The sequence below is a fragment of the Clavibacter lycopersici genome (assembly GCF_003576405.1).
Lineage (GTDB): Bacteria > Actinomycetota > Actinomycetes > Actinomycetales > Microbacteriaceae > Clavibacter > Clavibacter lycopersici.
The window spans coordinates 1-9,630 of the sequence record NZ_QWGT01000096.1; the positions used below are offsets into that span (position 1 = coordinate 1).

The following is a 9,630-nucleotide window of genomic DNA, read 5'->3' on the forward strand; positions in this document are numbered from 1 at the left end:
CGTCGGCCGCGTCGGGCTCGGGATCCGCGTGGGGTGCGGGCGTCGGGACTGCCCGCGCGGCAGGGGCGATGCGGCGTCCCTCGGCGTTCTCGCGGACGGGGCCGAGCCGGGCGCCCGTCAGCGCGCGCTCGACGGCCTCGGGCGACGCGGCGGTCGTGAGGGTCGCGTCGCCCGCCCGCACGAGCCGCAGGGGTGCGAGGTCGCGATCGACGAGGAGGGTGGCGAGGAGCGTCGCGTCCTCGGAGACGACCGCGGTCCGGGCGTCGGGGGTCGCGTCCGCGGGCGAGGCCGGGCGGATCCGGATGCGGCCGAAGCGCGCGACCGCCTCGTCGATGAGGTAGCCGAGCGGCTGGGGGATCCCGGTCAGCGAGATCTCCGCGAGGAGGGAGCGGATGCCGTCGGCCGTCTCGCCCGCGGCGAGGGCGCGGGTGACGGACTCGGCGGAGATCCGGTAGCTCGCCGCCAGTCCCCGGCCCTCCGCGTCGGCGACGGAGAGGAGGCGCGACTCGACCGTGGGATCCAGCGGGCCGGGGGAGACGACCGTGAGGTCGTGCTGCAGGTAGACCCGGTCGACCTCGGCGGGCAGGTGCGGCGCGAGCTCGGCGGCGGCTGCCCCGGGTCCCGCGGTGAGGAGCGCGCGGCCCGCGGAGCTCGGCACGTCGCCCGTCGTGATGCCGAGGAGGCCGGCGTCGCGCGTGAATGCGGTGATGCGGTCGCCGATCCAGGCGGATCCGCCCGGGAAGCGCCACAGGACCCCGTCGACGAGGCCGGCTCCCCAGGACGCGTCGGCGCGCTCGGCGAGGATGCTCCGGGTCGCGGGCGCCAGCGCGTCCAGCCAGGCCGACGCGAGCGCCTCCCAGCGCTCGGCGGTCGGCCGCCCGGACCACGCGGCGGAGGCCGCGGTCGCGGACCAGGTGCGACCGGAGCGGACCACGAGCCCGGCGCGGGAGGCGAGGGAGAGGACGACGGGGACGTCGTCGAGGTCGGCGCCGAGCGCGGCGGCCAGCCGGCGCGCGTCGGGTAGCGACATGCCACCGCGGCTCAGCTCGCGAGCCGGCTCCCGCAGCAGCTCGTCGACCAGGGCGGCGACGGCGACCACCGAGCGGAAGGCGCTCTCGCCCGCCCGCGCGTCGACCTCGTCGTGGTCGACGCGGGGGACGGCGGCGAGCGGTGCGGGCGGAGCCAGGCGCGCCAGCTCGTCCGCCCCGGGGAGGCCGGCGGCGGGCCAGGCGGCGAGGGCGGCCTGGACCTCCGGGTGCGTCGAGATCCCCGCGTCGTCGACGACGGCCAGGAGCGTCTCCGCCGCCCGTCCCGCGGCGTCCGCGAGCTCCCGCGGGTCGAGCGGGTCCTCGCCCGAACGGCGGGAGATCGCATCGCGGAGCGCGTCGAAGGCGAGGGGCCGCGCCGTCGCGCCCTCCTCGGCCGCGACGGCGAGGACGGCCAGGCCCGTGCGGTCGAGCTGCTCGAGCGCGCGGGCGACGGCGTCCGAGGCGAGCAGCGCGTCGGCGAGGTCGAAGAGGTCGGCGATGCGCCCCGCGTCGATCCCCCGGTCGCGGACCAGGGTGGCGAGGGCGTCGTCGTCGAGCGCGCGGAGGCGGGCCGCGAGCACGAGGGCGTCGGTCATGGTCGTCCCGCTAGCGGGACGTGCCGTCCATGCGACGACGGCGACGGACGCTGATGATGAGGATCGCGATGAAGAGGAGCGCGGCGATGGGGATCCCCACGGCCGGGAGCAGCAGGATGACCTGCCACAGCGGGGTGCTGTACTGCGACGCGTCGACGGCGATGAGCGGTGCGAGCAGGATCGCGAGGATGCTCAGCACGGCCACGAGGAGGATGCCGGCGAGCATGTACGCGAGGACGCGCTCGGCCCGTCCCTCGCTCGGTGCGGTCTCGGATGCCATCCGCTCAGACTACGCCGTGGCACGCGCCCGGGCGCGTCGCGCTGCACGGGGACGGTCGGCCGCGCGCCGCCCTCGCCGGGCCGCGCGGGGCCCCGGCGAATAGACTGGACCGCCCACCAGCACATCGAGCCCCTCGGGGCGAGGGAAGAGGATCGCATGCCCACCGGCAAGGTGAAGTTCTACGACGAGGACAAGGGGTTCGGGTTCATCAGCTCGGACGACGGCCAGGAGGTCTTCCTGCACGCGTCGGCCCTGCCCTCGGGCGTCGCCGGCGTGAAGGCCGGCACCCGGCTCGAGTTCGGCATCGCCGACGGCAAGCGCGGCGCGCAGGCCCTCTCCGCGCGGATCCTCGACGCCCCGCCCTCGCTCGCCCGCATGTCCCGCAAGCCCGCCGACGACATGGCCGTCATCGTCGAGGACCTCGTGAAGGTGCTCGACGGCATCGGATCCGGCCTCAAGCGCGGCCGCTACCCCGACGAGGCCCACGGCCGGAAGATCGCGGCGCTGCTGCGCCGGGTCGCGGAGGAGCTCGATGCCTGATCGCGACGAGGACGAGACGATGGACGCGGAGATGACGGCGGCGGATGCGACGGCCCCCGGCCTGACGGCCGCCGACGAGACGCCCGCCGACGAGACCGCGGACGCCGCCACGAGCCCCACGGAGGCGGAGGCTCCCGCCGAGCCCGCCGTCCCCGATGCCGAGCTCCTCGCGGCCGTGGACCTCGCACGTGCAGCGCTGCTCGAGATCACCCCGGCCGACACGGTCGGGGAGCCCGCGGGCTCGATCGTCGAGGGCGACCGCCTGCTGTCGCTCCTCTTCGCGAACACGATGGCCGGCTACCCCGGCTGGTTCTGGACCGTCACGCTCGCCCGCGTCGACGACGCCGCCCCCACCGTGCTCGAGGCCGAGCTGATGCCCGGCGAGGGCGCGCTGCTCTCGCCCGAGTGGCTGCCGTGGTCCGACCGGCTCGCCGGCATCGAGGCCGACCAGGAGGCCGAGCGGCTCGCGGCGGAGTCCGACGACGACGGCGATGACGAGGACGACGATGACGACGACCCCGTGGACGAGGCGGGCGACACCGAGGACGCGGACGACGTCCTCGACGGCGTGGAGTTCGAGGCCGAGGCGGCGGACGACGACGACGATGACGATGACGATGACGATGACGACGACGACGACGACACGAGCTTCGACGGCGCCGATCGCTGACCCGCGCCCGGCATGACGACGGCGGCGGCCCCCGAGGGGACCGCCGCCGTCGTCGCGTCCGGAGAGGCGGGGATCAGCCCGCGCCCTGCTCCACCACGAACTCGATGCAGCTCACGAGCGCCCGCACGTCGTCCGGCTCGATGGCCGTGAAGGTCGCGACGCGCAGCTGGTTGCGCCCGAGCTTCCGGTAGGGCTCGGTGTCGACCACCCCGTTGGCGCGCAGCGTCCTCGCGACGGCGGCGGCGTCGATCGAGTCGTCGAAGTCCATGGTCACCACCACCTGCGAGCGGTGCGCGGGATCCGTCACGAACGGCCGCGCGTACTCCACGCGCTCCGCCCACTCGTAGAGGACGGACGACGACTCGCGCGTGCGGGCGTCGGCCCAGGCGAGCCCGCCGGCGCGCTCGATCCAGTCGAGCTGGTCCTCGAGCATGAGGAGCGTCGCGAGAGCGGGGGTGTTGAGCGTCTGGTTCAGGCGGGAGTTGTCGACGGCGTTCTTGAGGCTGAGGAACTCGGGGATCCACCGGCCGGACGCCGCGATGCGCTCCACGCGCTCGAGGGCGGCGGGGGAGAACAGCGCGAGCCAGATGCCGCCGTCGCTCGCGAGGTTCTTCTGCGGGGCGAAGTAGTAGACGTCGGCCTGGGCCGCGTCGAAGTCGATGCCGCCGGCCGCGCTCGTCGCATCGACGACGGTGAGCGCGCCCTGGTCGCCGTGCACGCGCGTGACGGGCGCCATGACGCCCGTGGAGGTCTCGTTGTGCGGCCACGCGTACACGTCGACGCCCTCGACCGGGTTCGCGGCGGCGCGGCTGCCCGGCTCGGCGCGGATCACGTCGGGGGCCTCCAGGAAGGGCGCCGCGGCGGCCTTCGCGAACTTGCCGCCGAACTCCCCGAACACGAGGTTCTGGCTGCGGCGCTCGATGAGGGAGAAGGCCGCGGCGTCCCAGAACGCGGTGGATCCGCCGTTGCCCAGCACGACCTCGTAGCCGTCGGGCAGGCGGAAGAGCCGGGAGAGCCCGTCGCGCACGCGCCCGACCATGTCCTTGACGGGCGCCTGGCGGTGGGAGGTGCCGAGGATCTGGGCGCCCGCGAGCGCGAGGTGGTCGAGCTGCGCCTGCCGGACCTTCGACGGCCCGCAGCCGAATCGTCCGTCGAGGGGCAGCAGTTCGGTGGGGATCTTCGTCGTCGGCATGCCGCAATGGTAGGGGACCGTCCCCGACCGCCCCGGGCCCGTGACGCGCCCCCGCGCCCGCCATCCCGCACCCGGGGAAGTAGGCTGGTCCCTGGCGCAAGGGAGGCCCGATGACTGATCTCGTGGACACGACGGAGATGTACCTCCGCACCATCCTCGACCTCGAGGAGGAGGCCATCGTGCCGCTGCGTGCGCGCATCTCCGAGCGCCTCGGGCACTCGGGCCCCACCGTCTCGCAGACGGTCGCCCGCATGGAGCGCGACGGCCTCGTCATCGTGAGCGGCGACCGCCACCTCGAGCTCACCCCCGAGGGCCGCAGCAAGGCCGTCCACGTGATGCGCAAGCACCGTCTCGCCGAGCGCCTCCTCAGCGACGTCATCGGGCTCGAGTGGGAGTTCGTCCACGACGAGGCCTGCCGCTGGGAGCACGTGATGAGCGAGCAGGTGGAGCGGAAGATCCTCGACCTCCTCGGCCACCCGACGGAGTCGCCGTACGGCAACCCCATCCCCGGGCTCGACGAGCTGGGCGACTCGCCCGCCGTCGCGTTCATGGCCGGCGTCGTGAGCATCGTCGAGGCGTCGCTCGGCACGACGGAGGACGCCCCCGCGCGCGGCGTGATCCGCCGGCTGGGCGAACCCGTGCAGTTCGACCCGGAGCTCCTCTCCCAGCTCAAGCAGGCCGGCGTGCTGCCCGGCGCGACGGGATCCTTCTCCCGCGAGGGCGCCTACGTCCTGGTGCGCGTGGACGGCGCCGGTCCGGGGCTCGAGCTGCCGCTCGAGGTCGCGGGCCACATCTTCATCGAGCGCTGACGCCGGCTCGTCCGGCCCTGGGCGCTGGGCGGATCCCCAGGACCACCCCCGGACTGGGCACACGGGGAGGGCGCGCCGCCCTCACCGGGGGTTCCGTCCCGCATCCGTCGTGAGGATGACGTCCTCCGTTATGGATTCGTTAGAAATATGGTCCCTCAGGATGACAAACGGGATCGCGTCCCTTACTCTCGAACAGGCCCGACCGACCACCACAGAGGTTCCGGGCCCGGTGCAGGGCGTCTCGACACCCGTCCCCTGCATGAGTACCCCTCGACGACCTTGGAGGGACGGGGCGCCCGCATGTCCGGCGTCGAGACGCAGGAGGTTGACAACTTTGGCCCATGGTGACATCAGCGGTTCCGTCGGGAACCCGTCCGACCCGACTCGACCGCCCGCACCCGGGATGGATCGTCTGCCCACACGTCGCGAGCTCCGCGCCGCCGAGACCGCGAAGGCCGTCCGGCCGCGTCGCGACTCCGCGACCCGCACGCTGGCGACACCCGCTCCCCGCCTGAGCCCGGCTCCCGTCGGCCGCTCGCGCCGCACGAAGGCCGCCAACGCGGTCGTCATGACCTTCGTCACCGGCCTCGTCGGCGTCATGGCCATCCCGGCCTACGCCGCCGGATCCTCCCTCGAGCACACCTCCACGGCGGAGGGCGCCTCGCTGCAGGACTACACGGCCGCCAACGCGCAGGTCGTCACGGCCGACGCCGCGGCCGCCCCGACCGAGGAGGAGGGCTTCACCGCCACCTCCGTCGCCGACCTCAACGCCCAGCGGGCCGAGGCCGCGCGCGCCGCCCTCGCCGAGCAGCGCCGCACGCAGCTCGCGTCGACGGCCACGAGCTACACGGGCGCATCCGCCACGCAGCTCGCGCAGAACCCGATCTACCAGGGCACCTCGGCCAGCGGCGTCTCCGCCGTCGCCCGCCAGTACCTCGGCGTGCCCTACGTCTTCGGCGGCGAGACGCCCGCCGGCTTCGACTGCTCGGGCCTCGTCAAGTACGTGTTCGCCCAGTTCGGCCTGAACCTGCCGCACTCCGTGCGCGCGCAGCACAACGCCGGGACCGTCGTCTCCCGCGAGGACGCCCGCCCCGGCGACATCGTGGTGTGGAACGACTTCAGCCACGACGGCATCTACACCGGCAACGGCATCTTCATCGACGCGCCGAAGCCCGGCGACCACGTCAAGGAGCGCCCGATCTGGAGCACCAACGTGCACTTCGTCCGCCTCCTGGGCTGACGATCGGCACGAGGCAAGACCCCGGGAGGCCGGCGGCACGCATCCTGCGGGATGCGCCGCCGGCCTCCTGCGTTCCCCGCGACAAACGGGGACCGGCGGGTTACCCTGTCCGGTGAGACGTCCCTCGACCCGCCCGGGAGCCCCGATGACCACCGCACCTGACATCCGCACCATGGATGCGCACGTGCGCCACGGACACCGGCACCATCCCCGGGTGGGCATCCACCTGGTCCACCCGAGCGGTCACCCGCTCTCCTAGAAGGCATCGCCGAGCACTCGGCGGTGCCTTCGCGTGTTCCCGGGGGCGGGACGCCTCATTCGGATTCCTGGAAGCCGTCCAGGCCGGTCTGAGAGGGATGTCGTGCGCACACTGGTACTCAACGCGGGCTTCGAGCCGCTCGCCGTCGTGTCGTTCAAGCGGGCCCTGGTGCTCGTGCTGAGCGGCAAGGCCACCATGCTCGCCCAGGACGAGGAGCACCCGATCCTCGGGAACGGCGGCGCATGGGGTCGGCCGTCCGTGATCCTGCTCACGCGGTACGTGCGGATCCCGCATGCCCGTCGTGTGCCCGTCTCACGGCGTGGGGTGCTCCGGCGCGACGGCGGGCGGTGCGCGTACTGCGCCCGGAACGCGACCACCATCGACCACGTGCTGCCGCGGTCGCGCGGGGGCAAGGACACGTGGGAGAACCTCGTGGCCTGCTGCCTCTCGTGCAACAACCGCAAGAGCGATCGCACGCCGGAGGAGATGGGCTGGTCGCTCCGCACGCCTCCCCGCGCGCCACAGGGGAGCGGGTGGGTCGTCAGCGGGATGGAGCGGCCGGCGCCCGGGTGGGACGAGTTCCTGGCCCCCGCGGCCTGACTCCGCCGTCCTCCGGCCTCCGTGGCGCCTCCGTAGGCTGAGGGGATGACCGCCGACGCTCGCGACTCCTCGACCCCCGACGACCCGTTCCTCTGGCTGGAGGAGATCCACGGCGACCGCGCCCTCGCCTGGGTGCGCGCGGAGAACGAGCGGACGCTCGCCCGGTCGCCCGAGGGGTCCCGCGCCGAGCTCACGCGCGAGCTGCTCGAGGTGCTGGAGTCGGACGAGCGGATCCCCTACGTCACCCGGCACGGCGAGCACCTCTACAACCTCTGGCGCGACGCCGAGCACGTGCAGGGCCTCTGGCGGCGCACGACGCTCGACGAGTACCAGGCGCCCGCGCCCGAGTGGGAGGTGCTGCTCGACCTGGACGCGCTGGGCGCTGCCGAGGGGATCCCGTGGCAGTTCTCGCGCGCGCAGCTGCTGTCGCCGACGCGCGACCGGGCGCTCGTGTCGCTGTCGCCGGACGGCGGGGACGCGGTCGCGGTCCGGGAGCTCGACCTCGCCACCGGCCGCTTCGTGGAGGGCGGCTTCGAGGTGCCGGTCGCGAAGACGATGGTGTCGTGGATCGACAGGGACACCGTCTTCGTCGGCACGCACTTCGGGCCGGGCAGCCTCACCGAGAGCTCCTACGCGCGGACCGCGCGCCGCTGGAGCCGCGGGCAGGCGCTCACGGACGCCCCGGAGGTGCACGCGGTGGCGGCCACCGACATGCTCGTCCACGTCACGCACGACTCCACGCCGGGGTACGAGCGGGACGTGGTGCGCGAGGTGCCCGACTTCTTCACCTCGCGCACGCTCCTGCTGACGGACGCGGGGACCGTGCCGATCGACGTGCCCGAGGACGTCGACGTCGACCTGCACCGCGAGTGGCTCGTGCTGCGGCCGCGCACCGACACCGAGATCGGCGGCGTCGTGCACGCCGCGGGGTCGCTGCTGGCGGCGCGCCTCGACGACTTCCTCGCCGGATCCCGCGAGCTGGCCGTGCTGTTCGCCCCCACCTCGTCGCGGAGCCTCGAGGACTGGGCCTGGACCGCGGGGCACCTCGTGGTGACGCTGCTCGAGGACGTGGCGAGCCGGATCCGCGTCCTGACGCCGCCTGACGCCGACGGCTCGGGAGGCTGGCGCGAGGAGGACGTGCGCGTGGGGACGCCGCTCGCGTCCGCGTCGGTCGTCGCGACCGACCGCGAGACCGACGAGTACTGGCTCGCCGTGACCGGGTTCCTGACGCCGCCGACGCTGCTGCACGGCGTCGTGGGCGAGGGCGCGCCGCGACCCGTCAAGGAGCAGCCGGCGTCGTTCGACGCCCAGGGGCTCGAGGTGCAGCAGCACTTCGCCGTGTCGGACGACGGGACGCGCGTGCCGTACTTCCAGGTGGGGCCGCGGGATCTGCCGCTCGACGGATCCGCGCCCACGCTGCTCTCCGGCTACGGCGGCTTCGAGAACAGCCGCCTGCCGTCGTACAGCGGCGTCGTGGGGCGCGGCTGGCTCGCGCGCGGCGGCGTCTACGTGCTGGCCAACATCCGCGGCGGCGGCGAGTACGGGCCCGCGTGGCACCGCTCGGCGCTGCGCCAGGACCGCCATCGCGCCTACGAGGACTTCGCCGCCGTCGCGCGCGACCTCGTGACGCGCGGCGTGACCGTGCCCGCGCGGCTCGGTTGCGAGGGTCGGAGCAATGGCGGTCTGCTGGTCGGGAACATGCTCACGACGTACCCCGAGCTGTTCGGCGCCGTGATCTGCGGGGTGCCGCTTCTCGACATGCGGCGGTACACCAGGCTCTCGGCGGGAGCGTCCTGGATCGCCGAGTACGGCGACCCGGACGTGCCGTCGGACTGGGACTTCATCCGCACCTTCTCGCCGTACCACAACGTCCGCGCCGGGGTCGCGTACCCGCCGACGCTGGTCTACGCCGCGACGAGCGACGACCGGGTGGGGCCTGTGCAGGCGCGGAAGATGGTCGAGCTGCTGCACGACACCGGGGTCGAGGACGCCTGGTACTTCGAGAACACGGCGGGCGGCCACGGCGGATCCGCGGACAACCCGGCGACCGCTCGCCTGCAGTCGCTCATCCACGCGTTCCTCTGGGAGCGGCTCGGGGGCGTGGCGACGGCCGCCTGATCCGGCGCCGGACGGCCGGGTGGCCTGCGCCTGCCGTCAGCTGCCGCCGCGGGCGGGGGTGCGGGTGCGCAGGGCGGCCACGAGGTCGGTCAGCATCGCCGTCGGCTCCAGGCCCACCTCGCGGTCGAGGCGCGTGCGGTAGGTCTCGTAGGCGCGCAGCGCGTCCGACTGGTTGCCGGCGGCCACGTGCACGGCGATCAGGCAGCGCTGCGCGGTCTCGCGGAGGGGATCCACGTCGATCGCCCGACGGGCCGCTGACGCCGCCTCGTGCAGCCGTGAGCGGACGAGGAGCGCGTGG

The 9,630-nt window shown here is 74.1% G+C and carries 10 protein-coding genes; 6 read left to right on the plus strand and 4 right to left on the minus strand.

Features of this window, described 5'->3' with window-relative positions; all coding sequences use genetic code 11:
* Both DZG00_RS08130 and DZG00_RS08135 read right to left on the minus strand, forming a co-directional pair.
* Positions 1-1,624 (minus strand): helicase-associated domain-containing protein (locus DZG00_RS08130; protein WP_119455519.1); only part of this gene is annotated, 1,624 nt, incomplete at its 3' end.
* A 10-nt stretch (positions 1,625-1,634) separates the two neighbouring features.
* The gene (locus DZG00_RS08135; protein ID WP_045529437.1) at positions 1,635-1,904 is read right to left on the minus strand and encodes a hypothetical protein; all 270 of its coding nucleotides are present in this window, start codon (positions 1,902-1,904) and stop codon (positions 1,635-1,637) included.
* A 156-nt stretch (positions 1,905-2,060) separates the two neighbouring features.
* Here DZG00_RS08135 and DZG00_RS08140 point away from each other — a divergent pair, with 156 nt between their 5' ends.
* The gene (locus DZG00_RS08140) at positions 2,061-2,444 is read left to right on the plus strand and encodes a cold-shock protein (RefSeq protein WP_119382000.1); all 384 of its coding nucleotides are present in this window, start codon (positions 2,061-2,063) and stop codon (positions 2,442-2,444) included.
* Positions 2,437-3,114, plus strand: coding sequence for a DUF3027 domain-containing protein (locus tag DZG00_RS08145; protein ID WP_119381999.1), 678 nt, complete (start codon positions 2,437-2,439; stop codon positions 3,112-3,114). Before DZG00_RS08140 ends, DZG00_RS08145 begins: the two co-directional genes overlap by 8 nt.
* Positions 3,115-3,187: 73 nt before the next feature.
* On the opposite strand, the gene serC is transcribed toward DZG00_RS08145, so the two are convergent.
* Positions 3,188-4,306 carry a phosphoserine transaminase gene (gene serC / locus DZG00_RS08150; protein WP_119381998.1) on the minus strand — a complete coding sequence of 373 codons (1,119 nt, stop codon included), beginning with the start codon at positions 4,304-4,306 and terminating at the stop codon, positions 3,188-3,190.
* 110 nt (positions 4,307-4,416) lie between these two features.
* Between serC and DZG00_RS08155 the strand changes: the two genes are divergently transcribed.
* From DZG00_RS08155 to DZG00_RS08170, 4 genes are all read left to right on the plus strand, one after another.
* On the plus strand, positions 4,417-5,115 hold the full coding sequence (locus tag DZG00_RS08155) for an iron-dependent transcriptional repressor DtxR (protein WP_012039156.1): 699 nt from the start codon (positions 4,417-4,419) through the stop codon (positions 5,113-5,115).
* 403 nt (positions 5,116-5,518) lie between these two features.
* Positions 5,519-6,355 carry a C40 family peptidase gene (locus DZG00_RS08160; RefSeq protein ID WP_233549051.1) on the plus strand — a complete coding sequence of 279 codons (837 nt, stop codon included), beginning with the start codon at positions 5,519-5,521 and terminating at the stop codon, positions 6,353-6,355.
* A gap of 361 nt (positions 6,356-6,716) precedes the next feature.
* Positions 6,717-7,214 (plus strand): HNH endonuclease, encoded by a 498-nt coding sequence (locus DZG00_RS08165; RefSeq protein ID WP_119381997.1) that lies wholly within the window; start codon positions 6,717-6,719, stop codon positions 7,212-7,214.
* Positions 7,215-7,259: 45 nt separating this feature from the next.
* Positions 7,260-9,332: a prolyl oligopeptidase family serine peptidase gene (locus tag DZG00_RS08170; RefSeq protein ID WP_119381996.1), complete on the plus strand. Its 2,073-nt coding sequence runs from the start codon at positions 7,260-7,262 to the stop codon at positions 9,330-9,332.
* A 36-nt stretch (positions 9,333-9,368) separates the two neighbouring features.
* Here the strand turns inward: DZG00_RS08170 and DZG00_RS08175 are convergent.
* Positions 9,369-9,630: AfsR/SARP family transcriptional regulator (locus DZG00_RS08175; RefSeq protein WP_199689802.1), on the minus strand; the 262-nt coding region annotated here is incomplete at its 5' end.

Coding starts and splice junctions, on each gene's coding strand:
- DZG00_RS08135 (WP_045529437.1), bottom strand. CDS start 1,904: ATGGCATCCGAGACCGCACCGAGCGAGGGACGGGCCGAGCGCGTCCTC.
- DZG00_RS08140 (WP_119382000.1), top strand. CDS start 2,061: ATGCCCACCGGCAAGGTGAAGTTCTACGACGAGGACAAGGGGTTCGGG.
- DZG00_RS08145 (WP_119381999.1), top strand. CDS start 2,437: ATGCCTGATCGCGACGAGGACGAGACGATGGACGCGGAGATGACGGCG.
- serC (WP_119381998.1), bottom strand. CDS start 4,306: ATGCCGACGACGAAGATCCCCACCGAACTGCTGCCCCTCGACGGACGA.
- DZG00_RS08155 (WP_012039156.1), top strand. CDS start 4,417: ATGACTGATCTCGTGGACACGACGGAGATGTACCTCCGCACCATCCTC.
- DZG00_RS08160 (WP_233549051.1), top strand. CDS start 5,519: ATGGATCGTCTGCCCACACGTCGCGAGCTCCGCGCCGCCGAGACCGCG.
- DZG00_RS08170 (WP_119381996.1), top strand. CDS start 7,260: ATGACCGCCGACGCTCGCGACTCCTCGACCCCCGACGACCCGTTCCTC.